This is a genomic window from Streptosporangium sp. NPDC049644 (assembly GCF_040675205.1).
In the GTDB taxonomy this organism is placed as follows: domain Bacteria; phylum Actinomycetota; class Actinomycetes; order Streptosporangiales; family Streptosporangiaceae; genus Streptosporangium; species Streptosporangium fukuiense.
The window spans coordinates 1-23,999 of sequence record NZ_JBFAOJ010000056.1 but is presented as its reverse complement, the minus strand read 5'-3'; the positions used below and the strand labels follow the sequence as shown (position 1 = coordinate 23,999).

The following is a 23,999-nucleotide window of genomic DNA, read 5'->3' as shown; positions in this document are numbered from 1 at the left end:
GTCGGTTCCCCTTACGGAATCGTGTGGCGGAGCGTCCGCCACACTGCTGCGATCTCCGGCGACGGTTCTTCGATCGCCGAAGGTCTGGTGGCCGAGAGAGCGTTGAGCGGGCCGGAGAGTTCCAGGCCGGTGAAGGTACTGAGCCGCTCGGTCGCCGCGCCCGAGCACAGCTCGTGGTAGTCGACGACGAGCCTCCGCTCGGGTGCGATCCGGTCGGCGCTCTCCAGCCAGGAGGTGTGCCAGGCCGCCCACTTCCGGCAGGCGTCGGCGGTCGAGGACGGCCGCCAGGGCCGGTCGCCCGTCCACTCCAGCTGTGAGGCGGCCGCCTCCAGCGGGTGCCGGACGAGCAGGATCACCCGCGGTCGAGGCAGCACGTCGAGGAGACCGGGAAGGTCCAGCAGATACTCGTTGTACTTGTCGCCCCAGCGGGGCCAGTCCGCGTAGGCCCGCTCGATCACGTGCCTGCACGTGGCCACCGGGTCGGTGTGCTCGCCGCGGGCCACTTCCGCGGCGGTGTCGCGCAGGACCCTGTCGAGGTTCCCGAGCCAGCGGGCCGCGTGTATCCCGCCCGGCGGTTTACGGTGAAGCGCGTGGCTGATCTCATCGGCCCGGAAGTGTCGGCAGGCGAGGTCCGCCCTCGTGCACCAGCGGGCCAGCACGTAGGGCAGTTTTCCGTTGACGGTGAAGATCCCGCCCATGGCGGCGTACGCCTTGCTCAGCGCGTGCGCGAGCGCGGTCGTGCCCGAGCGCTGCGCGCCGAGAAGCAGAAGGGGCTCGGTCATGACGCGACCAGCGCTCGTAATGCCCGCATGCAGGTGACGCTGGCCGGATAACCACCTTCCGAGAAGGCGTCACCCCACGGACGGTCCCGTTGGTCCTGGGTGAGCACCCGCCCAGAACGCCAGTGGGTCTCCAGCGAGAGCCAGCCGGTGTAGTCGTCCGCGCCCAGCCTCTCGATGATCCGTCCCCAGGGCAGATCTCCGTCACCGAGTCGCACGTAGCCGCTGGTCCCGGCGGGGTCCTTCACGTGGATGTGGCCGATCACCTCTCGGCCGATCGTGTACTCCTCGGGAAAGGGGTTGGCGTGCCAGCCGCTGAAGACAGAGTTGCCCGGATCCCACAGCACACCGATCTCCGGTCGCCCGAGAGCCTCCAGAAAGGCGAGCGTCAACGCCATGGTCGGCGTATTGGTCCGGGTGCCGGTCTCCACAAGAAGCCGGACGCCTGCCAGATCCAGGCCGTCCAGCACCTCCGCGGCGACCAGCGCCGCGGCCTTCGGGTCAGGATCGCCGTCACGGTAGAAGGTGAAGATCCGCACATGCGGCGAACCGAGTATGTTCGCCTGCTCGATCGCGCGGCCGAGCAGGTTCCGAGTCGCCGCCACGTCGGCGTCGGTCCGGGGCATCTTCCGCTTCAGCGCCGGCGGGCAGAAGCCGGCCACGGCCAGATTCCGCTCCGTCAATGTCCGGCGTACGTCGCCAAGCTGCGCGTCGCTCAGCACATGCGGCGGCACGTTGGCCACCGAACGAATCTCGACGCCGGTGAGACCACACTCGACCACGGCATCGGCGGCCCGGGCCAGATCCTGATCGATCTCGTCGTTGATGATCGCCAGCTTCATCGGAAATCCTTCCAGACTCTGCGGAGCACCTGGAGGTCCGCCTGGGGCACGCCGGCCCGGGACTCCACGGTGATGTCGACGCCGGTGGAGGCGAAGGGTGCCAACCAGCCCAGGTCCTCGCAGTCAAGCGCGCGATGCCGGGGCCGCTCGTTCGGATCGGACGGGAGGGTGAAACCCTTGACCTGGATCGCGGCGGTACTGGTCAGCAACCGGGCCTCCTCGGATCGGACATCGGCGCCGATCTGGGCGAGCCCCAGGTTGTCGAGGACCAGCCGGCAGCCGTACCGGTCACAGAGTCGCAGGAGTTCGTCGATCGCCGCGTACCCGTTATGGGTTTCGACGAGTACCTGCTCGGCTTCCCTGCCCCGGACCAGCTCGGCGAACTGCTGGGCGGTGCTCGTCGCCGCCAGCGCGCCCGCCTCGGCGAACACCTTGATCGCATGGCCCGCGAATCGGGTCGCGGCAGCGGTGTCCTGCCCTGGCCGGCCCAGCACCACGGAGATGCCCACGAACGCCACGGGCAGACCGTCCAGGCCCTCGATCCCCTCGTCCTCCCAAGCGTGGCCCTTGCCCGCCCGGAGATCGACGACCTCGCCGAGAGCCGCCCGGGTCAGCCGCGCGAATTCGGCGGCGGTGAGCCGGGGAGCCGACCCCGAGGAAAGTCCGAGCCTGGAGCTCATCGGGCACCCATCTCCCGCAGCGCGTCCAGCACGACCATCGCCGGGCGGGTCCGGTGCAGCGCCGAGCGGTCGGGCCCGACGGACAACTCCCCGTACACCCGCGCCCTGGCCTGTGACGTGGTGAGCTCCCGGGCGCCGACGATCTCGTCTCCCCGCTGGAACTCGACGGCACCGTCCCGGATTTCGAGCCTGCGGTCATCGGCCAGCAGGATCAGTCGCTCCGCACGCGTGCTCACATCGGCGGTGACCGTGAAGTTCAGCGTGGCACCCGACGTGAACCGGATCAGGCCGCTGCTTCGCAGATCGATTCCAGGGGCGCACTCGTGATAGTCGGCGATCTCGACCCGCTCGACCTCGCCCAGTACCTGGCAGGCCAGATCGAGGTAGTGAACACCCAGGTGCGCCATGATTCCGCCCAGCGCACTGCCGGAGTCGCCACGCCACCCCCGATAGTGCCGGACCGCGTCCCTGGGCCGGCTGACCAGGAGGACGCCGGTGGCGCCGCCCGGCCAGTCCAGCAGTGCCTCGCGAGGAAGCCGGAACCGATGCTGCAGCATGACGGCGACCGTTCCGGGTTCGGCGACGATCCGGTCGAACTCCGCCACGGACATCGCCGGCGGCTTCTCCACCAGGACCTTCTTGTTCGCCCGCAACGCTTCGACGACCCGATCCGCGCGGCCACCCGGCGGCAGGCAGAGCGCGACGGTGTCTATCGTGGAGTCCGACAACACCGCGTCCCACGACGGCAGCCTCAGTTCCTCCGGAAGGAGGATTTCGTCATCGGTGTCGAGGATGCCCGCGAGCGATACCTGAGCGACCTGCCGAATCGCCTCTTCATGTTGCCGGCCGGCCCCCCCGTACCCGACGATCGCAACCCGCATGGTTCCCCTCCGAAGTCGTGCAGTACGTTACGACGGGTGACGGTCAGCTACTCGACAGCCAAGTTGAGGCGATCACGCAGGCACACTGATCGGTGACCGAGCAGGCGATAGCCCTGTACGTGCAGGTATGGCAGCTGGAATACGCAAAGCCTTTCCCCCGTCCGCCCCCGTCGCGGACAGGGGAGCGGCGAACTCCCCGAAGCGCATCGTCACCCCGATGTCATTCAAATCTGTGGACCTGACCATGCACGTACGCACCGGCGCCTGTCGACCCTTTACGACATTGCTTTCTTTTTGGTCGTATTGATCTCGACCGCGCCCTGTTCACCTGAGGCCGGTACGACCCGGTATTCGGCCGTTCACTCCGCGGACGGCGATCGCGCCATTCTATGCCTACCGAAAATCATATTATAACTGCCAATAAATAAATCCGGACAGGTCAATACTTCTTCGGAACGCCACCAGGCGGGATCTCGTCGGGGAGCGGCGAACGAGGTGATCCGGGCCGAATCGACACTCGGATCCGGCGCGGCGCGAGTGGTCGGCGGCCGCCGCACCGCCGTGGCGGTCCGCCTTCGCCGGCGTCATGATCGTAATTACACCGGCCACGACAGGTGCGGACCTTTTCGATCATCGACTTCCGCCGGTCCCGAGGCGTGCCGGGTGGCCCTCGGCCTGCCCGGCGGAGGCGATGAGGACTTCCCGACGAACGTCGGAAGCGGAGGTGGCGCGGCGTCCGGATGCTCTAGAAGCCCATCTCGCGGGCCAACCTTAATGACATTTATGGCCAGAAGGTATTGAATGTCGTGATCGCAGCGGGGGCGGAATCAGCGGGGCTGGTGAGCGGATGAGCACGGATGGGCACAGGGTTCACGGCCGGATGGTCTCCCCGGTGCTCGTCGGGCGCGACGGAGAGCTGGAGCGGCTGGTCACCGCGGTGACCGTGCCGCCTTCGGTGATCCTCGTCGAGGGTGAGGCGGGCATCGGCAAGTCCCGTCTGGTGACGGAGCTGGCCGCGCGGCCGGAGGTCGCGGGACGGCGAATGCTCAGCGGCGGGTGCAACCAGATCAGGGAGCCGTTCCCACTGGGGCCGGTCGTCGAGGCGCTGCGGTCCCGCAGCGAGGATCTGGCGGGAGCGGCGCTGTCGCCGGTGGCGGGTTCGCTGCGCGCCCTGCTTCCCGAGCTGGCCCACGTGCTGCCGCAGCCGCCCGAGCCACTGGACGACCGGGCGGCCGAGCGGCACCGGCTGTTCCGCGGGCTGAGCGAGGTGCTGGCCGCGCTGGGTCCGGCGCTGCTGGTCGTGGAGGATCTGCACTGGGCCGATGAGCAGACGGTCGAGTTCCTGGCGTATCTGCTGGCCAAGCCGCCCGCCACGCTGTCGGTCGTACTGACCTGCCGGGGCGAGGAGGCGTCGGCCGCCGTACGGGCGTTGACGGCGCGTCCCGCCGACACGCTCACCCACGAGCACATCGTGCTGACGCCGCTGGACGAGAGACAGACTCGTGAGCTCGCGGCCGCGATCCTGGACAGCCGCGAGGTCTCCGAGGAGTTCGCGGCGCACCTGTGCCTGCGGGCCTCGGGGTTGCCGCTGGCGATCCAGGAGCTGCTGGCGCTGTTGCGGTCGCGCGGGGTGCTGATCCCGTGGGGCGGCGGATGGGCGCGCAGGGCCCTGGAGGAGCTGGACGTGCCGAGCGGGGTGCGCTCCTCGGTGCGGGAGCGGGTGGGGTGCCTGTCACCCGCGGCGCGGGCGGTGGCGGAGGCGGGCGCGGTGCTCCAGCTCGCCTCGCCGGTCGCGGTGCTCATCGACGTCACCGGCCTGTCCTCCGAGGACGCGGCCGGCGCGGTGGACGAGGTACTGGACTCCGGCCTGTTCGTCGAGCGGGACGGGATGGTGAGATTCCGGCACGTGCTGGCGGCCCAGGCGGTCCACGAGGGGATCGGGCTGGGGCGCAGGCAGACCCTGCACGCCGCCGCCGCGACCGCCGTCCAGGGCCTGCGCCCGGTGCCGCTCGGGCAGGTGGCCTACCATCTCCGGCAGGCCGGCCGGCTCGGTGACTGGGTGGACGCCGCCGTGAAGGCCGCCGACAGCGCCTTCGAGCTGGGTGACGACGCCGAGGTGGCACGGCTCCTGGAGGACGTGCTGCGCCACGCGGACTTGGCGCCCGAGCGCCGGGCGGCCCTGACGATCCGGCTGGGGTGGGCCGCCTCGGAGTTGCTGCATCTGCCGGACGTCGGCGACCTGCTCGCCGAGGCGCTCGACCAGGCCCCTCCCGGGCCGGTCCGCGGTGAGCTCCGGTTCCTGCTGGGGATGCAGCTCGAAGTGACCCGGACGGACCCGGCGCGCAGGTATCGGATGTTCACCGACGCCCTGGAGGATCTGGCCGAGCGGCCGGAGCTGGCGGCCTGGACCATGGTGGCCCTGGCGTTGCCGGCCACCATGGACGTGCCGTCCCATGAGCGTCTGGGGTGGTTGGAGCGCGCTCTGGAGACGCTGCCCGAGGTCGGTGACCCCGTGACCCGGCTTCTCGTGCTGAGCAAGGTCGCGATGGTGTTCACCGTGGCCGGCGATCCGCGCTGGGCCGAGCTGACCGACCGCGTCGTGCGGGAGACGGGCGGCTACGCCGGTCGCCGCAGGGAGGTCTCCGCCTATCGCTCCATCGGCGACGAGGCCTGTTTCAGCGGACATCACGAGGTGGCGCTTCGACTGCTGACCAAGGCGCTGGAGAGTGCGGCGAGCGCCGACGTCACCGGCGGCATGGAGTTCCGCTGTCGTGCCTCGATGACGATGGTGGCCTATTGCCGGGGCACCTGGGACGGGCTGGGCGAGGAGATCGAGGCGCTGCGTCACGGGCGCAGTGACCGCCCGGTCGAAATGAACCTCCTGGATGCCGTGGCGGCCTGCCTGTCGCCCGCCCCGGGCCGTATGGACGCCGCTCAGGATCTCCTACGTGAAGTCGTCCAGCGGGTGGGGGCCATGGGAGACGTCGATCTGCTCCCGTTTCCGGTGAGCATGCTGCTGCGGGTGGCCACCGCCCGTGGTGAGGCCGCCGCGGCGATCGCGGAGACCTCGGAGGCCGTCGCCATGTGGGAGGCCAACGGCTTCTGGCCGGTGGGGGTCCGGGCGGTTCCGGCGCTGGCGGAGGCGCTGCTGGCGGCGGGCAGGCCGACAGAGGCGGCCGAGGTGGTGGATCGGTACGAGTCCCGGCTGCCGGGGGTGGACGCGCCGCTGGCTCCGGCGGCGCTCCGGCAGGCCCGTGGTCTCCTGGCCGCCGCGGAGCGGCGGTGGAGCGAGGGCGCGGCGCATTTCGCGGCGTCCGCCGCCGCTTTCGGAGGGTCGTCGGCGCCCTATGAGGCGGCCCAGGCGAACGAGCAGGCCGCGGCCTGCCTCTTCGCCCTCGGCGACGCGGCCGCGGCGGACACCCTCAAAGCCGCCACCACCGGGTACGGCGAGCTGGGCGCGCGATGGGACCTGGATCGGGCCACGCAGCTGGCGCGGCGATGGGGTCTGCGCCCGTCCTCCCCCGCCCCGGCGCGCAGCGTGGCGGGCGACTCGCTGTCCACGCGGCAACGGCAGGTGGCACGGCTCGCCGCGCAGGGGCTGACCAACCAGGAGATCGCCAGGGAGATGTTCCTGTCGCCGAAGACGGTCGACAAGCATCTCGGCGCGGCGATGCGCAAGTTCGGCGCGCGTTCGCGGACGGAGCTGGCCCGCCACCTGGACCACCCCGCAGGACCTTGATCGGGAAAGTTGGGGTGTTTTCCCCACATGTCACCCCATAGCCCGCCGAGGGGGTGGCGACGATGCTTGCCTCATGTCTGACCAGGATGCGCCTGAGCCCGCATCGAACGAGGACCCCGGTCACGAGGCGCAGTCCGAGGAGGTGACCCGACCGGTCGCCGTAGCGCCCCGGCTCCCCGAGGGGTTCGAGCCCCTGTGATCCGGCTCTCCCCGCTCTCCCCCCATCGCGATCACGCAGAAAGGCAGTGCCCCGCCATGTCCGAGAACGGATTCCGGCCGTCACCCCCTGGCAGGACCGCGTGAAACGCACCGTCCTGCTGACCTCGCTCCTCGCACTGGCCGCGACCGCGCTGCCGCAGACGCCGGCGGCACTGGCCGCCGGGCCGGCGCAGCCGCCCCCGGCGGCTCCCGTCACACTCCAGGGTGTCGGCCCGGGCCCGCACGTCATCACCCTGGTCACCGGTGACAAGGTCACGCTCACCCAGGCCGCAGTCGGCCGCTTCGACGTGAAGACCGAACCCGCCGCCCGCTCGGACGGCCGCCGGCCGCGGCTGGTCACCCGGACCACTCCCGAGGGCGTCTACGTCCTGCCCACCGACGCGATGCCCGCCATTCAGGCGGGGCGGCTGGACCGGCGGCTGTTCGACGTCAGATATCTGGCGGAGAACGGCTACGCCGACGACCGGACCAAGCAGGTCCCGGTGATCGTGCAGTACCCGAAGGACCGCGAGGGCGCCACCCTCAGGCGGGCTGCCGACGAGATCCCGGCCAGCGTCCCCACCAACACGCTGGACAGCATCCACGCCTCGGCCGTGAACGTCACCAAGGCGGAGGCGGGGACGTTCTGGGAAGCCGTACGGACCGCCCCCTCGGCCGGCCTGAAAGCGTCCGACACGCTGAGCGGCGGGATCGCCAAGGTGTGGCTGGACGGCAAGGTCAAGGCCGTCCTGGACGAGAGCGTGGCCATGATCGGCGCGCCGCAGGCCTGGGCCGGCGGCCACGACGGCACCGGGGTGAAGGTCGCGGTGCTGGACACCGGCATCGACGCCACCCACCCCGACTTCGCAGGAAAGATCGCCGACTCCAGGTCCTTCGTCCCCGACTCGCCGGTCAAGGACGGCCACGGCCACGGAACCCACGTGGCCTCCACCATCGCCGGCTCCGGAGCGGCGTCCGGCGGCACGCACAAGGGTGTGGCACCGGGCGCGCAGCTGGTCGTCGGCAAGGTGCTGGACGACGCCGGTTCCGGCCAGGACTCCTGGATCATCGAGGGCATGGAATGGGCCGCCAGCAGCGGCTCCAAGGTCGTCAGCATGAGCCTGGGCGCCGGCCCCAGCGACGGCACCGACCCGATCAGCCAGGCGGTCAACGACCTGAGCGCGTCCACCGGCACCCTGTTCGTCATCGCGGCGGGCAACTCCGGCGCCCTCCCCGGGACCGTGTCCCTGCCCGGCACGGCCGAGGCCGCGCTCACCGTCGCCGCGGTCGACAAACAGGACCAGATGGCCTACTTCTCCGGCCGGGGGCCGCGGTTCGGCGACTCGGGGCTCAAGCCCGACATCGCCGCGCCCGGTGTGGACATCGCCGCCGCCCGCGCCGCGGGCACCGCGATGGGCACCCCCGTCGACGACCACTACACCGAGGCGTCCGGCACCTCGATGGCCACGCCGCACGTGGCGGGCGCGGCGGCGATCATGGCGCAGCAGCACCCCGACTGGAAGGGGCCGCTGCTCAAGGCCGCACTGATGTCCACTTCCAAGGACGACGGCTTCACCGTGTACGAGCAGGGCGCCGGGCGGGTGGACCTCGCCAAGGCGTATACCCAGCGGGTCTTCGCCACCACCGGCGGGATCGACTTCGGCTCGGTGACCGAGGAGGGCGAGACCCTGCAGCGGGAGCTCTCCTACCGCAACCTCACCGACCAGCCGGTCACCCTCACGCTCACCCCCGCCCTGCACAAGGTGGGGAAGGGCGCGGTGGAAGGCAGGCTGAGCACCGATCCGACCCTCACCGTGCCCGCGAACGGCACCGCCTCGGCGACCGTCACCCTCGACACGGCCGGCCTGGAGCTCGGCGCCTACACCGGTGCCGTGACGACCGAGGCCGACGGCGTCCGGCTGACCACCCCGGTGGGCACGGTGCGCGAGGCTCCGCTCGCCCAGCTCACCGTCCGCACCGTCGGCAGGGACGGCAAGCCCGTCACGCCGTGGTACCAGGAGACCCTCGACGTCGACGGCGAGAAGGAATACAGCGCGGGCACCGTGCTGTCGGACGAGGGGATCACGGTCACCCGGGTCCCGGTCGGCACGCACTCGGTGATGCAGCTGGTGGGCACGGTGGACTCCGACGACCGGTACAACGAGATGTTCCTGATCAACCCGGAGGTCACCGTCACCGGCGACACCGAGATCACGCTCGATGCCCGGCAGGCCTCCCAGGTCCGCTTCAGCACCCCTAAGCCGGCCGAGCCGCTGAACAACATCTGGGTCGTCGTCACCCAGCGGACCATCGCCAACGGCAAGACGTACGCCACCAGGGTGACTCCGGGCTCGGAGGCCGGCGCGTGGGCGGAGGTGTGGGCCACCCCCACCAAGCCCGTCACCAAGGGCAGGTTCCGCTTCTCCGGCCAGTGGACGCTGGGGCAGGCCCAGGTCACCATGAGCACGGGCGGGCGCAAGCCGATCACCCTGGATCCGGTCGCCCCTCATCACTTCGACTACCCGGAGGGCCCCCGCCAGAACAACCAGCCCGACTGGAAGCCGTTCACCGGGACGCGGAACCTGTCGCTCGTCGACGTCGGAGAGGGCCGGCCCGAGGACATCGCCGGGAAGGACCTGCGCGGCAAGCTGGCCCTCGTGGAGACGGGGGTCGAGCCCGACGGCCATGCGAAGTGCTACACCATGATCAGCAAGGTCATCCCGATCCGCGAGGCCGGTGCGGCCGGATTTGCGGTCTTCCCATCGAAGGGCGCCTCCTGCGCCCTGCCGATCGGCGTCTACCAGGAGATCAACACCGGCGACCCCAAGCCCATCAGCCTCCCGAACGTCTCCCTGTCGAACAAGGAGGGGCTGCAGCTGCGCGCCCGGCTCGCGAGCGAACCGGTCGGCGTCCGGGTGACCGGCACACCGCAGACGCCCTACGCCTACACCCTCAAGCCGTACGCCGAGGGCAGCGTGCCGAAGTCCCTGCACTACACCTTCACCGGCAAGCAGCTCGCCCAGGTCGACCTGGACGTCCACGCCTCCCAGCCGACCGGCTTCAACAACCACCACACGATCTACAAGCAGGACGACGCCGCGACCACGACGACGGCCACCTCGTTCTGGGCGCATACCGCCTTCGTCGGACCGACCAGCCGGACCGAATGGGTCGGCCCCATCGATCCCAAGGTCATCCACTCGCACGGCATGAGCTCCGCCAACCTCGACAGGACGGCCTACTACGACACCCGGTGGCGCACCGAGGTGTTCGACCGGCCCGGCCGTACCCGGCAGCAGTGGTTCACCGCCGGCCTGACACCGGGCGCCATGACGGTGGCGGAGAAGGTCTACGCACTCGCCGACAAGAACGCGCCGCCCCTCACCACACAGGGCGTGGACCTGACGTGCACGATCTGCGTGCAGGGTGACACCCTCTGGGCGGAGTTCGCCCCGGCGGGCACGCCCGACAAGCATCCGTTCAGCAGTGGATTCTGGAAGAACAACGCTCTTCTCACCCCGGACTACGACCTGCGTCTCCACCGGGACGGCACGGAGATCCCCCGCGCCACGCGGCCCTACCTGGACAACCTCCCCGCGTTCACCCTGCCCGAGGGCGCCGGCACCTACCGGCTGACCGCGAAGAACGCCCAGCACGACACCGAGTGGACGTTCCGCGCCCCGCCGGCCAAGGAACACGTGCTGCCGGGATCGTTCTGCAAGTACTGGGTCGTCGCGGGAGTCACCGAGCAGTGCCGGCCCACCCCCGTCGTCTTCGCCGGCTACGACCTGGGCGACACCCTGGCGATGGACAACACCGTCCGCGCCGGCCGATCCCACAGGTTCACCGTCGAGGCCTACCACTCGCCGTCCGCGGCGAAGATGCCGAAGATCGCCGGGCTCAAGCTGTGGATGAGCACCGACGACGGCGCCAGGTGGACGCCCGTCTCGGTCAAGCGCGACCGTGACGGCGCCTACACCGCCGACACCCGCTACCCGTCCCTGCGCGACACCAAGGGCGCGGTCAGCCTGAAGGTCGAGGCCTGGGACGCCGACGGCAACCGCCTCAAGCAGACCAGCACCCGCCTGTTCGACCTGCGCTGAACGGAGGGGACCACCCGCTGAGAGACCGCTGCCGCGTCGCGACGCCCATGTCACCGACGCGGCAGCGATCTTTCGATCTTCACCGCGTGGCGACGGCGATCGCCATGGGGACTCCGGTGGTCACGACCCGATGTGGGAGGCGGTGCTGAGCGTACGCCGGCTGCGCGACGCGCCGTCGTACCCGTAGGCGCCGGACGCCGTCTCGTCTTCCATACCCCTCGATCGCCTTCCGGCTTTAGGGTGATCAGAGCCGGCGATGCCTGGAGACAAGGGAGAGAACGCCATGACGTGGCTCGTCACGGGGGCGACAGGCATGCTCGGGCACGAGGTGGTCGCGCTGGCGCGCGGACGAGGGCACGACATCGCCGCACGAACCCGCCGCGACCTGGACATCTCCCATCGGGGCCAGGTCGAGTCGGCCTTCCAGACGCTCACCCCGCGGGTCGTGGTCAACTGCGCCGCCTGGACGGCGGTGGACGACGCCGAGGAACGGGAGCGAGAGGCCTACCGGGTCAACGCCGACGGCCCCCGGCTGCTCGCCGAGGCCTGCGCGCGGCACGGCGCCCGGCTGGTCCACGTCTCCACCGACTACGTCTTCTCCGGTGACGCGGACGTCCCGTACGCCGAGGGCGACCCGGCCGAGCCGCGGACCGCGTACGGGCGGACCAAGCTGGCCGGGGAGAAGGCGGTCCTCGACGCGCTGCCCTCCGCCGCCGTCGTCCGAACGGCATGGCTGTACGGCGCCCACGGATCGAACTTCGTGAGCACCATGCTCCGTCTCATGGCGGAACGGGAGACCGTCGAGGTGGTCGACGACCAGTTCGGGCAGCCGACCTGGGCCGCGGACCTCGCGGACCGGCTGGTCAGGCTGGGCGAGCTCGGCTCCGCCGCGGGGATGTTCCACGCCACCAACTCCGGGAGGGCCAGCTGGTTCGAGCTCGCCCAGGAGATCTTCCGGCTGTCCGGCACCGACCCCGGGCGGGTGCGCCGGACGACCTCCGAGGCCTTCGTCCGGCCGGCGAAGCGACCGGCTTTCAGCGTCCTGGGCCACGCGCGGTGGCGGGAGCTGGGTCTGGAGCCGCTCCGCCCCTGGCGGGACGCGCTGCGCGCGGCCCACCCCGAGCTGGCGAAGCCCTTCCGCTGAGAGGGTGCGCACCCGCCGATGACGGTTCGCGGCCGGCACACCGACGCGACGGCCGGTGAGTCCCTACCCGCGGGCCTGCGAGGCGTAGAAGGCCAGGCACTCCTCATAGGAGGGCAGGAGACCGGCCGCGCGCGCCTCGGCGAGGGTGGGCGCCGCGGCGTCCTTGGGCGACAGGAGCGGTTCGATGTCCGCCGGCCAGGTGATGCCCAGTTCGGGATCGAGTGGATGGATGCCGCGCTCCCTGGTCGGGTTGTAGCCCTCCGAACACAGGTAGATCACGGTCGCGTCGTCCGTCAGCGCGAGCAGTCCGTGCCCCAGCCCTTCGGAAAGGAACACCCCCCGGTGGTCCTCGTCGTCCAGGCGCACCATCTCCCACCGGCCGAACCCCGGTGAGCCGACGCGGATGTCCACGATCACGTCCAGCATCGCCCCCCGCACGCACTTGACGTACTTCGCCTGGCCCGGTGGCACGTCGGCGACGTGAATCCCGCGCAGGGTGCCCCGGCGCGAAACGGAACAGTTGGCCTGGGAGAGCCGCAGCCGCCGTCCGGTGACCGCGTGGAACTCCTCCTCGCGGAACCATTCGTGCAGACCTCCCCGATCGTCGATGTGGATTTTCGGGTCGTCGATCCATGCGCCTTCGATTTTCAGCGGCTGCATCTCGGCTGCTCCTGATCCCGGCCGTTTACCGGACCGTGTAGAACGTGCTGTGGCCTTTTCCACCACAATCCAATGCTGACGGTAGACGGTCCAATTCGGGTGTCCCGCCGACGGTCGTGATACCAAAGTCGACGCGTCTCATACTTTAGTCGGAAAGCAGGATCCGTATCGGCGACTTCGGTTGACGCGGGAGATGCCGACGACCGATTCCCGCCGCCACGATCGGCCTTAATGTTGAATCGTGCGTAAATCCTTACAGCTCATCGGGTTCATCATGATCCTCGAAGGCGTAAGCGGGGCCATCGATCAGATCGCCGTCCAGCCCATCCTCGGCGCGGTGCTCAACTTCTTCAACCGCGTCGTCGTCAACAACGTGGCCTTCCTGGAAGGTTACGAGATCTACGCGAACTTGATTCTTGCGGTCCTCGGGATTGTCGTGATCATCGCCGCGGAAAGAGCTCCGGCGTCCTGACGTCCCGCACTCTCCGCCCCACCTATTCGATGCCGGGATATCAGCAGAGGCCATGAACGAACTGTCACGACCATTACACACCTGCCCGAGGAGCCGGAAATGAAGAACTCGACGGCGGTGCTGGCGGAGGAGACGGGTGAGCCCGTCGCCGCCCGCGCGGAGAACATCTCCAAGCGGTACAGCACCGGAGACACGGCGGTGGCGGCCCTCGACGGCGTGTCGCTGAACATCCCGCGCGGCCAGTTCGCCGGCATCATGGGGCCGTCCGGTTCCGGCAAGTCCACCCTCATGCACTGCATGGCGGGGCTGGACAGCGTGGACTCCGGGCGGGTGTTCGTCGGCGACCAGGACGTGACGGACCTGAACGAGAAGCAGCTCACCCGGCTGCGCCGGGACCGGATCGGCTTCATCTTCCAGTCCTTCAACCTGCTGCCCACCCTGACGGCGCTGGAGAACATCATCCTGCCGATCCGGCTGGCCGGACGCACGCCCGACCAGGATTGGCTGGACTCCGTGATCGAGACCACCGGCCTGCGCGAGCGGCTGGACCACCGCCCGAACCAGCTCTCCGGCGGCCAGCAGCAGCGGGTGGCGTGCGCGCGGGCACTCGCCGGCAAGCCGGACGTCATCTTCGCGGACGAGCCCACCGGTAACCTCGACTCCCGGTCCGGTGCCGAGGTACTGGGCTTCCTGCAGAAGTCGGTGCGGCAGACCGGCCAGACCATCGTCATGGTCACCCACGACCCGGTGGCGGCCGCGTACACCGATCACGTGATCTTCCTGTCCGACGGCCGCGTCGTCGACCGGATGCCGGAACCCACCGCGGAGAAGGTCCTGGAGCGGCTGAAGAGGTTCGAACCCGCGAGGGCGAGCGGCAGGACCCCCGGCGAGCAGGGGCGGATCTGATGCTCGCGAAACTCACGTTGCGCAATCTCCTGGCGCACCGGGTCCGGCTGCTGCTCTCCGTGCTCGCGGTGACGCTCGGGGTCTCCTTCGTCGCGGGCACGATGATCTTCCGGGACACCGCCACCCAGAGCTTCGATCCGATCTTCGCCGGGCGGACCGAGACCACGACCGTGGTCGTCCGGCCCAAGCCGACCGAGGGTGAGAACGCGACGCCGGCCACGATACCGGCCTCCCTGGTCGACACGCTGCAGCGGAGCGTGCCCGGCGCCGCGGAACTCAAGGGACAGTACGACGGGTACGCCGCGCTCGTCCGCCAGGACGGGCGGATCGTCGGTGAGGACCGCGCGGCGCACCTGGGCGCGGCGTACCTGGAACGTCCGGGCGCGGGCCTGCGGATACTCTCCGGCCGGGAGCCCTCGGCGGCCGACGACGTCGTCGTCGAGGAGCGCACCGCGGCCGAGGGGCAGCTCAAGGTCGGCGACTCGGTCAGCGTGGTGACCGCGCGGGCGACGAGGTCGATGCGCGTCGCCGGCGTCTTCAGGGCGGTCAACGACCAGGTCGGCCGGGCCGCCACCTACGTGATGTTCGCCCCGGAGACCGCACAGGCCCTGCTGACCGGTCCCGGGCAGTACTCGGCGATCTTCGTACGGCCGCGCGAGGGCGTCTCGCAGCAGCGGCTTCTCCAGCAGGTCGGCGCGGCACTCCCGGCGCAGTACGAGGCCAAGACCGGCGCGGACGAGGTCGAGGAGGTCAAGTCCCAGCTGAGCTCCCTCTTCGAGCTGATCAGCCGGTTCCTGCTGGTGTTCGCCGGGGTGGCGGTCTTCATCGGATCGTTCATCATCCTCAACACGTTCACCATGCTGGTCGTGCAGCGGCTCCGGGAGCTCGCGCTGCTCCGGGCGATGGGCGCGAGCCGCGCCCAGGTGACCCGGGCGGTGCTCGGCGAGGCACTCGGGATCGGCTTCCTCGGCTCGACCCTGGGCCTGCTCGCCGGCGTGGGACTGTCCTACGGGCTCAGGCTGCTGTTCGAGCGGTTCACCGGCGGCACCCAGGTTCCGCTGCGCACGCCGGTGATCGGGCTCTCGACCGTGATCTGGGCGTACGCGGTCGGCATGCTCGTCACGCTGCTGGCCGCCTACCTGCCGACGCGCCGCGCGGCGAAGATCCCGCCGGTCGCGGCGATGCGCGACGACGTGGCGCTCACCCGCCGTTCGATGACCCTCCGTCTCGTCGCCGGCGTCGTCCTGGCCCTGCTGGGCACGGGAGCGCTGGCCGCGGGCCTGGCGACCGGGAAGGCGGGGGGCGCGGCCCTGGTGATCGGTGGCGGCCTGCTGGCGTTGCTCGCCCTGACGATGCTCAGCCCGTTCCTGAGCCGGCCGGTCATCGCGCTGCTCGGCTGGCCGCTCTCCCGGCTCGGCGGCACGGTCGGGCGGCTGAGCCGGGAGAACGCCCGGCGGGACCCCCGCCGCACCGCGGCCACGGCGTCGGCGCTGATGGTCGGGCTCGCACTCGTATCGGTGGCGACGGTGGTGGCCGGTTCGATGAGCGCGTCCGCCGACCAGAGGATCGCCCGTCAGTTCGGCGCCGACCTCTCCCTGGACCCGCGCGGTCTCACCGGTTTCAGCCAGGAGACGGTGGACCGGGTGGCCGCCGTCCCGGGCGTGCACGGCGTCACCGCGGTCCGGCACGGGACGATGCGGATCGCCGACGAGCAGGTGTCCGTCCTGGTCGCCGACCCGGTCGCGCTGGCGGGTCCGGCCAACCTGAGGATCGAGGACGGCACCGGCACCCTGGCCGCCGACGGGCTGCTCGTGCAGAGCGCGCTCGCCGCGGAGCGAGGATGGAAGGTCGGCAGTACCGTCACGGGCCGTTACCCGGACCGGTCCGCGGTGACCCTGCGGGTGAGCGGCCTCTTCGCCGCCAACGAGGTCCTGGGCATGCCCTTCGTCATGAGCCCGGCCGGCTACCAGGCGCACGCTCCGGCCGGTCTGATCCAGAAGGCGTTCGTCGACCTCGACGACGGCGGCGAGGCGCGGGCCCTCGCGGCCGTACGGTCGGCGCTACGCGCGTACCCGAACGTCGAGCCGAAGGATCGCGAGGCCGTACGGGCGGACGCCCGCCAGGAGATCGACCAGGTGCTGAACCTGATCGTGGTCCTGCTGGTGCTCTCGATCCTCATCGCCGCGCTGGGCATCGTGAACACGCTGAGCCTGTCGGTGATGGAGCGGACTCGCGAGATCGGGCTGCTCCGGGCCGTCGGGATGAGCCGCGGCCAGACCCGATCCATGATCAGTTACGAGTCGGTGATGGTGTCGCTGTTCGGTGCCGTGGCCGGTCTGGCGCTCGGCACCGCGCTCGGCTGGGCACTGCAGCGGGTGATGGCGGCCGATGGCGTCGAGGTACTCGACATCCCGTACGGCAGGCTCGGGCTCTACCTGCTCAGCGCCGTCCTGATCGGTGTCGTGGCGGCGATCTGGCCGGCCAGGCGGGCCTCGCGGATGAACGTCCTGCGGGCCATCCAGCACCAGTGAACCGTCGATGAGCGGGGGCTACGGTGACGCTTCCGGATGTCCTAGGGTGACGACATGGCCGAGATCTCCGTTCCGGACGGATCATGGACGTTCGACAGTGAAATCCTCAGGATCGTGCCAGGCGGGGACAGCGACGTCCACGAGCTGCGCAAGACGCTCGGCGAGCTGGAGATCCCCCTCGCGGCGATCTCCGCGGCGTCGTTCGAGCCCTCGCGCAAGGGCGGCAACCTGCAGCTCCGCCTGCGGCCCGGAGCCGATCCGCTGACCGACGTGGTCAGCGGGCGGCTGTCGGGATCCGTCGACCCGTACCGGCTGGCGGTCCCCAAGGGGCGCACCGGGGCCGCCGAGTACCTCGCCGACGAGGTGCGCACCCATCTGATGCTGGATCAGGTGCCGAGCGGTCCCTGCGAGACCTTCCTGCTGCCCGGCCCCACCGTGCCGGTGTCGGCCTCGGCGGGTGACGGCACGGTGAGCTTCGACGGTGAGCGGATTCGCCTGGAGTGGAGCGTGTTCGCCAAGTCGATCAAGGAGGAGGCGGGCCCGCAGACGTTCCCGCTGGAGGATGTGGAGGGGGTGGAGTGGGCCCCGCAGACCGGCATCGGCTATGGCCGCCTCCGCTTCCGGCTCCGGGGCGGCGCTCCCGCCGTGTCGCCGGAGAAGGACCTGCACTGCCTGTCCTGGGGCGTGCAGCGGTACGGCGGCTCGACCGCTCTGGTCGCCGCCGCCGTACTGGCCCGGCTGTCACACCGCCCCGAGGAGCCGCCCGCGCTGCCGCCGCCGGCCCAGCCGGACGAGCGGCAGCGGCGCCTGGCCGCACTGGAGGATCACGATGCCCTGGTGCGCCGCCTGGCCGAACTCGGCGATCTGCACCGCTCCGGGGTGCTCACCGACGAGGAGTTCAGCTCGGCCAAGCGGTCGCTGCTGCGCCGGATGGAGCTCTAGCCGGGGACCCCCGCGCCCTCCTGGGTGACCTCCAGCGCGAACTTCTCCAGCACCAGGACCATCCAGTTGGCCAGGTCGCAGTTGTGCTTGCGCGCGGCGAACTCCCAGCGTTCGAGCTGTTCCTGGCTCGGGCTCAGCTGCAGCTTCACGGCGAGCCCGGAGCCGGCCGGGACGCCGGTGCCGGCACCGTTCACCGGCGGGCTCGGCGCCTCGGCCGGCTCGCCCTCCCCGTTTCTCAGGGCGGCCGCCTGCCTGAGCTCCTTGCGCAGGCGGTTCCTGGACCAGGCGTGCTGCTCGGCGCGCTGTAGCCACAGATCCTGTTCGGGCGCGCTCAGCGCCGCCACCTCCGCGTGGTGGGCGAAGCTCAGCTTGTCCCTGCGCCGGGGCAGGCCGAAGCGGCGGGCCACCCAGGCGTAGTTGCGCAGCGTCTGGTAGTCCAGCGACGTCCGTTCGATGGCCGTCCGGTAGCGGTCGGCGTACTGCTTCTCCCCGTAGACCAGCCAGTCGCCCAGCCACCACGCGGAGGAGTCGGCGATGAGGGAGAGCTGGCGGCCGATGCTCTCCCAGTTGGCGAACGGGATCTGGGTCGGAAACTGCAGGCCGGTTCTTCTCGGTATCACCGTCCGGTCGAGCCCGAGACGGCGGTTGATCCCGTTCTCCTGAGACAGGACCGGTGTCACGCGGCTCTCGCCGCCTTTCTTTCCCCGAACGAGAGGCTCGCTCATCGTTTTCCTTCCTTCGCCGTATCGCTGCTCTTCGAATCAGCACGACGTGAACGGCCGAGTCGTGATCGTTCCGCGTGCGCGGAGCCAGGGCACGAAGGTGCGCAGCTCTAATAGGTGCCGCGGCGCCGGCCGTCTCCCGGCCGGTCGCCAGGTGTTCAGCGGCGTGCGTCGGTATCGGTCAGGCCGAGGCCGGCCTCGGCGACACTCGCGTCCCTGGGCTGACGGGCGAGGCGTGCCATCGCCTGCCAGGCAGGGCCGGGAAGGACGCGCGGTCGGTGTGGAAGAAGCATCGGAAGCGTCGCGTTCCCGAACGCGAACGGCCGATCCAGAGGTCTCAGGTACACGACGAGGCAGGCGAACATCGCCAGGGCGAAGCTTCCCAGCCCCATGAGCAGTCCGATGAGGGCGTGCAGGGCGAGACCGGCCACCAGCAGGTACGGACGGACGGCCCGCCGTGACACCAGCCCCATGACCAGGGCGAACTCGATGGCCACCGGTCCCCAGGTGAGCAACGTGACGCCGACCGCCGAGACGCGTAGCGGTTCGAGAAGCCCCGCCGCCCAGCCGGGACTGCCGAACAGCGGATCGCTGAGCCAGTAGTACAGGGCGGTGCCGTCGGCCCATTCCTCCCGGCCCAGCTTCGCCACCGAGGCCTGCAGGTAGATGCCGGCGACCTGGACACGGATGACGAGCAGGGCCGACCAGGCGACCAGCGAGGCGACCGGATCGGCGACGGGCCGGGGACGTCCCCAGTGCCAGGCGCGTCCGTCGGTCAGCGCGATCGGCAGGAGCAGGAGGGTGAGCACCGCGGCGACCTGGTCCCCGCCGTCGGGGATCGTCGCGGAGGCCTGGAAGCTCACGGCCACCCACCAGTGCGGCAGCGCGGTGAACCGCGGCCGCCACCCGGAGGCGGCGACGGCGAGGATCGCGATGGCCACCGGATGCGCCCGGTCGACGTCGAGGACGCAGAACAGGCCGTAGGCGGCGACGCCGTCACAGTACGGGTAGCCGGGAACGCCCTGCGCGGGTCTGAAGAGCGAGGAGGTCTCGCTGGCGAGCAGCGTGGTCAGGGTGCAGAGGGCGAGAAGGGTCCTGGCGAGCCCGTACACGTTCGTCCACGGGCTCGTCTCGGCCACCCCCCGTACCTTGGCACCGAGTCCACTCAGCATGCGACCTCCAATCGCACCACCGAGACCGGCATGTGGGTGTGCGCCGCGGCGTCCGCCCAGGCCCACGGCAGTGGCTTCTGCCGGGTCACCTCGAGCGTTCCGCAGAGGATCGGGTCGGGAGAGGGGTTGCGCGCCGGCACCGCCGCACCGGGCAGTCCGAGGCATTCGGTCACCTCGCTCCGGCAGTCGCGCCACCGGTCGGCGGGCACGGCCGCGAGCAGGATGCCGCGTTCGACCCCCTCGGCGCGGGAGCGCCGGTCAAACCCCCACAGGTTGTGCGGCTCGGCGTGCGGTCCGAGCGTGAAGGGCTGCCACGCTCCGGCGGCGGACGCGCGCCACACGGTCTCCCTCGGTTCGCGGGCGGACTTGGTGAAGAACGCCCACCCTTGGGGAGCGACCAGCCGCGCCGCCTCGCTCACCGTTCGCTGCGCGGGCAGTCGGAGGGCGGCACTGGGCAGTTGGCCGATGACGACGTAGAGGATCAGGGCGGTCCATCCGAGGCCGAGCGCGACCGTGGAGACGCCCAGCCTGACATCGGCGTTCACCGGACAAGGGTCTTCGCCACGTCGTCGACCCAGCGTTCCTGGGCCAGCACGGTGCCGCCCTCGGGGACGCTCCAGATCCGGTTGGTGTTCCAGATGGTGTTGGTCTGCTTGACCAGCGTGGAGTCGACCACGATGAAGGAGTAGGCGACGTTGGGAGCGGCGGGACCGTTGTCGCCGACCGGCACCGTCGCGGCCAGCTCGCCGGCGGAGGTCGCGGCCTGCTCGATGCGGATCCGGTCGCCGCTGGTGATCGCGGTCTCGAAGGCGGTGAAGAAATCCGGTGCGGCGCGCTTCATCCCGGCGACCAGCTGCCGGGCCCTGGCTGCGGGCCAGGTCCCGGTCGAGGACGGGACGCGCAGGTCCGGATATGTCTCCGCCACCTGGCCCTGCCCCAGGAAAAGTCCCTGGAACAGGGCTTCCCCGTCATAACGTCTGACTTCCGTGGCTCCCAGCGCACTGGAGGCGCTCAGGAGGCCGATAGCACACAATAGTCCTATAGATAACTGTCTATGCTGCATTGGCACCCCGTAACAACCCGCGTCAGGCAAGTTAGAAGTTATCCTATAATTTCTATAACAAGCAGTAAAGGGGCCAATAGCCCGACCAGACGCCCCACTACCTTTTGCCTACGGCGGAGGCGCCCGACCTTGAGACCTTATGCAGCTGAACATCGACCCTAACTCCGCAGTCCCCCTTTTTGACCAGATCGCCGAGGGCCTGCGGCGCGAGCTGATCACGGGAACGTTGCAACCAGGTGACCACCTGCCTCCCGCCAAGACACTGGCGGCGAGCCTGCAGGTGAACCTGCACACGGTGCTGCGCGCCTACGCGCTGCTCCGTGACGAGGGCATGGTCGAGGTACGCCGCGGCAGGGGAACCGTGGTCATCGCCTCCGGGGCGCGAAGTGGAGACCGGCGCCTGGACAGAGCGCTCGTGAGCCTCGTCGTCGAAGCGCGACGAGCGGGCGTCACGGAGAGTGCGCTGATGAATCTTGTGTTACACGCTTTCCGAAGCAACACAAGTTATGACACTATCTCGGATTGATCAAGATAGTGTCATTTGTCCGCTTTTTGGACAAATGTTATAATAGTGGGGGAAATATGCGATTCCAGGAGGAAGATAGGCGAGCAGCAATACGTTTCTTGATCATCGTGGTGCTCACTCCTCTCAGCGTGTTCGTCTTGACCCTGGCGGTCCCCTTCCTCCTCAGCGAGCGCCTGCCCGACCCGGTGGCCGCCCACTTTACCGATGGGCATCCCGACGAGTCAGCCCCGCTACAACCACTGATCCGGGACATCCTGATACTCGGCGCGAGCGTGTGGGCGATCCTGGCCCTGCTCGCCTATCTACGACCCGCGGGCTCGCTCGGGCGCAGGGCCGCCGCGGGCAGCGCCGCGGCCCTGCCCACCGCGCTGGGGCTCGCCGTGCTGCTGGGCACGGTGGGCGCCAACCTGGATGCCCCGACCTGGCGAGAGGCCACCACGTCACCGGCCGCGGAGGTCATCACGATCGCCGGTGGAGCGCTGGTCTTCGTGTTCGGCGCGATCGCCGTGCATCCGCCGCGGCGGGGCCCGCGTGAGGCCGCCGACCTGCCGACCGATCCGGTCGTCGGCCGGGCCCGCTCCAGGCGGGGGCGCACGCTGTGGATCGGTCAGTCCCGCAATCCCGACCTCGTCTGGAAGACGTTCACGGCCACCTGCATCATGGTCGCGCTCACGATCGCCGGTACGCACTGGATGGCCGTACCGGCTCTCCTGTCGCTGACCACGCTGCATCTGTGGGGCGGAATCGTCGCCTCCTTCGACGGAACGACGCTCTCGGTGCGGGGCCGCATCCCGTTCGGTCTCATCCGGCGCATCCCGCTCAGCAGGATCGAGACCGCGGAGAAGATCGAGATCGATCCACAGGAGTGGGGCTGGGGCTGGCGACTGCGCAGCATCAGGCGGCACGCCATCGTGATACGCAAGGGCGAGGGGCTCCTGGTGGCGCTACGCGGGGGCGGCGAGTTCATCGTGACCGTCGACGACGCCGCCGGCGGCGCCGAGGAGATCAGGCGCGCCCTGCGTGGGCAACCCCCCAGCCGCCCGGCCACCGTCCGGGGGATCACGACGCGCTACCTGTCCGGCCGGACCGGCGAACTCCAGGAGGGGCGGCGGCCCCAGCGGCTGTGGCCCTCGGCCCGGCTCAGGACGACGGCTCACGACCTGTCATGCGACGCATGAACCATCCGGTGAACGCGGTGGTGACGACGGCGGTCAGCACCAGGATCGTGAAGCCGAGCCGGCTGATGATGCCGTACTGGAGCCCGATGGTGGCGATCACGAGCTCGGTGACACCTCGGCAGTTCATCAGCACGCCGAGTTGGAGCGCCTGCCCTCGGGGCAACCCGGCCAGCCATGCCGCACCGCCCGCGCCGGCGACCTTCGTCACCTGCGCCAGGACCAGGATTCCCGCGGCGACCAGCCAGTGGCCGAGATCCGCGCCGAGAAGCCCGATCGCGGTGTTCAGCCCGACCCCGGCGAAGAAGAGCGGGAGCAGGATCATGAGGGTGAATCCCTGCAGCTGGTGGCCGATCCGGTCGGTGGCCGACGAGTTGCGCGGCACGGCGACACCGAACAGGAACGCGCCGATCAGCGGATGCAGGTTGATCAGCTGGGTCAGTGCGGAGAATCCGGTCGCGCCGATCACGAGCACCACGGTCAGGAGCCGCTCGGACTCCATCCGCGCCACCAGCGCGGCGAGTGCCGGCCGGACGCACAGGTAGGTGACGAGCACCAGCGCCACGGCCAGACCCGCTGTCTTGGACACCTGCCCGACGCCCCCGCTGCCGGTGCCGGCCAGGATCAGGGTGAGCAGCAACCAGGCCACCCCGTCCCCGATCGCCGCGGACGACAGCGACAGCGCGCCGACGCCGGTGCCGTCGAGCTTGAGGTCGACGAGGATCCTGGCGAGCACCGGCAACGCGGTGATGGCGAGCGCGAGCCCGAAGAAAAGGCAGTACGTCAACGTCGACACCGCGGTACCGGCCAGCATCGGCCCGGCGGCCAGCGCGACGCCGACGCCGGCGACCAGGGGCAGGCCCATGCCGCCGAGTACCGCGGCGGTGACGGTACGCGGGCGCTCGATCCTGTCGGTCCGCAGCTCACAGCCGAGCAGGAACATGAAGACGACGAGGCCGAGCTGCGCGGCCTTGTCGAGACTGTCGAGCACGTCGGCGGGGAAGAGCCAGCTCACCGCCTCCGGCCATACCTGACCGAGTGCCGAGGGACCCAGCAGCAGCCCGCCGAGGATCTCCCCCAGCACGGGCGGCTGCCCCACCCTGCGCATCAGCTCGCCGAAGAGGTGGCTGGCCATCAGGATGACGGCCACCGCGAGCAGGAACCTGGTGATCGGATCGACGGCCACCTCCGCGCGGAGGAGGCCGGGCACCCACAGGAGCACGGAGCCGATGAGGATCACCAGACCCGCGCCGATGCCGAGCCAGGTACGCCGGCCGAGACCTGGCTCGGTCCCCGGAACACTCGTCATGCTGGACGTGGTGCTCTCGGCCACGGCTTCGGCCGGGCGAGGCCCACTTCCTCCCTTCGAGGTCGTGCCTGCCGGGCGGGTCAGGAGGCCGGTACCGGCCGCGGTCTTGAGCCCGAGAACGCCCCCATGCCGTACAGCAGCGGGTTTCCAGGGCC

At 70.2% G+C, this 23,999-nt stretch carries 20 protein-coding genes; 10 read left to right on the top strand and 10 right to left on the bottom strand.

The window, feature by feature from the left end; genetic code table 11:
• Positions 1-11: 11 nt before the first annotated feature.
• From AB0J58_RS27605 to AB0J58_RS27590, 4 genes are read right to left on the bottom strand one after another with little or no spacing between them, the layout of a single operon-like run.
• Positions 12-782: a sulfotransferase gene (locus tag AB0J58_RS27605; protein WP_364220662.1), complete on the bottom strand. Its 771-nt coding sequence runs from the start codon at positions 780-782 to the stop codon at positions 12-14.
• Positions 779-1,621: a sugar phosphate isomerase/epimerase family protein gene (locus AB0J58_RS27600; RefSeq protein ID WP_364220659.1), complete on the bottom strand. Its 843-nt coding sequence runs from the start codon at positions 1,619-1,621 to the stop codon at positions 779-781. The genes AB0J58_RS27605 and AB0J58_RS27600 overlap by 4 nt, the downstream gene beginning before the upstream one ends.
• Positions 1,618-2,301 carry a hypothetical protein gene (locus AB0J58_RS27595; RefSeq protein WP_364220656.1) on the bottom strand — a complete coding sequence of 228 codons (684 nt, stop codon included), beginning with the start codon at positions 2,299-2,301 and terminating at the stop codon, positions 1,618-1,620. Before AB0J58_RS27595 ends, AB0J58_RS27600 begins: the two co-directional genes overlap by 4 nt.
• Complete coding sequence (locus tag AB0J58_RS27590; RefSeq protein ID WP_364220653.1) at positions 2,298-3,182, bottom strand: Gfo/Idh/MocA family oxidoreductase; 885 nt, start codon at positions 3,180-3,182, stop codon at positions 2,298-2,300. Before AB0J58_RS27590 ends, AB0J58_RS27595 begins: the two co-directional genes overlap by 4 nt.
• An 847-nt stretch (positions 3,183-4,029) precedes the next feature.
• Here AB0J58_RS27590 and AB0J58_RS27585 point away from each other — a divergent pair.
• The 4 genes from AB0J58_RS27585 to rfbD all read left to right on the top strand — a co-directional run bounded on the left by AB0J58_RS27585 (position 4,030) and on the right by rfbD (position 12,366).
• Complete coding sequence (locus AB0J58_RS27585; RefSeq protein WP_364220650.1) at positions 4,030-6,921, top strand: AAA family ATPase; 2,892 nt, start codon at positions 4,030-4,032, stop codon at positions 6,919-6,921.
• Positions 6,922-6,994: 73 nt separating this feature from the next.
• Positions 6,995-7,120: a hypothetical protein gene (locus AB0J58_RS27580; RefSeq protein ID WP_364220647.1), complete on the top strand. Its 126-nt coding sequence runs from the start codon at positions 6,995-6,997 to the stop codon at positions 7,118-7,120.
• A gap of 100 nt (positions 7,121-7,220) precedes the next feature.
• Positions 7,221-11,222 (top strand): S8 family serine peptidase, encoded by a 4,002-nt coding sequence (locus AB0J58_RS27575; RefSeq protein ID WP_364220644.1) that lies wholly within the window; start codon positions 7,221-7,223, stop codon positions 11,220-11,222.
• 283 nt (positions 11,223-11,505) lie between these two features.
• Positions 11,506-12,366 (top strand): dTDP-4-dehydrorhamnose reductase, encoded by an 861-nt coding sequence (gene rfbD, locus AB0J58_RS27570; RefSeq protein WP_364220641.1) that lies wholly within the window; start codon positions 11,506-11,508, stop codon positions 12,364-12,366.
• A gap of 63 nt (positions 12,367-12,429) precedes the next feature.
• Here the strand turns inward: rfbD and rfbC are convergent, their stop codons facing one another.
• Complete coding sequence (gene rfbC / locus AB0J58_RS27565) at positions 12,430-13,026, bottom strand: dTDP-4-dehydrorhamnose 3,5-epimerase (protein WP_364220638.1); 597 nt, start codon at positions 13,024-13,026, stop codon at positions 12,430-12,432.
• Between the two features lie 274 nt (positions 13,027-13,300).
• On the opposite strand from rfbC, the gene AB0J58_RS27560 reads away from it, so the two are divergent.
• The 4 genes from AB0J58_RS27560 (at position 13,301) to AB0J58_RS27545 (ending at position 17,877) form a co-directional block, all read left to right on the top strand.
• The gene (locus tag AB0J58_RS27560) at positions 13,301-13,498 is read left to right on the top strand and encodes a hypothetical protein (protein ID WP_364220635.1); all 198 of its coding nucleotides are present in this window, start codon (positions 13,301-13,303) and stop codon (positions 13,496-13,498) included.
• Positions 13,499-13,597: 99 nt separating this feature from the next.
• A complete protein-coding gene (locus tag AB0J58_RS27555; RefSeq protein WP_364220632.1) occupies positions 13,598-14,404 on the top strand; it encodes an ABC transporter ATP-binding protein in 807 nt (268 codons plus the stop codon).
• Entirely contained in the window at positions 14,404-16,935 is a 2,532-nt protein-coding gene (locus AB0J58_RS27550) for an FtsX-like permease family protein (protein WP_364220628.1), read from the top strand. Before AB0J58_RS27555 ends, AB0J58_RS27550 begins: the two co-directional genes overlap by 1 nt.
• Before the next feature lie 54 nt (positions 16,936-16,989).
• The gene (locus AB0J58_RS27545; protein WP_343963209.1) at positions 16,990-17,877 is read left to right on the top strand and encodes a DUF4429 domain-containing protein; all 888 of its coding nucleotides are present in this window, start codon (positions 16,990-16,992) and stop codon (positions 17,875-17,877) included.
• Here the strand turns inward: AB0J58_RS27545 and AB0J58_RS27540 are convergent.
• The 4 genes from AB0J58_RS27540 to AB0J58_RS27525 form a co-directional block, all read right to left on the bottom strand.
• Positions 17,874-18,602: an LmbU family transcriptional regulator gene (locus AB0J58_RS27540; protein WP_364220625.1), complete on the bottom strand. Its 729-nt coding sequence runs from the start codon at positions 18,600-18,602 to the stop codon at positions 17,874-17,876. The two genes, AB0J58_RS27545 and AB0J58_RS27540, sit on opposite strands and share 4 nt — an antisense overlap.
• Before the next feature lie 155 nt (positions 18,603-18,757).
• Positions 18,758-19,771, bottom strand: coding sequence for a sporulation-delaying protein SdpB family protein (locus tag AB0J58_RS27535; RefSeq protein ID WP_364220622.1), 1,014 nt, complete (start codon positions 19,769-19,771; stop codon positions 18,758-18,760).
• The gene (locus AB0J58_RS27530) at positions 19,765-20,316 is read right to left on the bottom strand and encodes an SdpA family antimicrobial peptide system protein (protein ID WP_364220620.1); all 552 of its coding nucleotides are present in this window, start codon (positions 20,314-20,316) and stop codon (positions 19,765-19,767) included. The genes AB0J58_RS27535 and AB0J58_RS27530 overlap by 7 nt, the downstream gene beginning before the upstream one ends.
• The gene (locus AB0J58_RS27525) at positions 20,313-20,696 is read right to left on the bottom strand and encodes a hypothetical protein (RefSeq protein WP_364220617.1); all 384 of its coding nucleotides are present in this window, start codon (positions 20,694-20,696) and stop codon (positions 20,313-20,315) included. Before AB0J58_RS27525 ends, AB0J58_RS27530 begins: the two co-directional genes overlap by 4 nt.
• A 277-nt stretch (positions 20,697-20,973) precedes the next feature.
• On the opposite strand from AB0J58_RS27525, the gene AB0J58_RS27520 reads away from it, so the two are divergent.
• Together AB0J58_RS27520 and AB0J58_RS27515 are read left to right on the top strand one after the other, a co-directional pair.
• Positions 20,974-21,360: a GntR family transcriptional regulator gene (locus AB0J58_RS27520; RefSeq protein WP_343963203.1), complete on the top strand. Its 387-nt coding sequence runs from the start codon at positions 20,974-20,976 to the stop codon at positions 21,358-21,360.
• A gap of 98 nt (positions 21,361-21,458) precedes the next feature.
• On the top strand, positions 21,459-22,538 hold the full coding sequence (locus AB0J58_RS27515) for a hypothetical protein (RefSeq protein ID WP_364220614.1): 1,080 nt from the start codon (positions 21,459-21,461) through the stop codon (positions 22,536-22,538).
• On the opposite strand, the gene AB0J58_RS27510 is transcribed toward AB0J58_RS27515, so the two are convergent.
• Positions 22,501-23,844 (bottom strand): cation:proton antiporter, encoded by a 1,344-nt coding sequence (locus AB0J58_RS27510; protein WP_364220611.1) that lies wholly within the window; start codon positions 23,842-23,844, stop codon positions 22,501-22,503. The genes AB0J58_RS27515 and AB0J58_RS27510 overlap by 38 nt on opposite strands.
• Positions 23,845-23,999 lie beyond the last annotated feature (155 nt).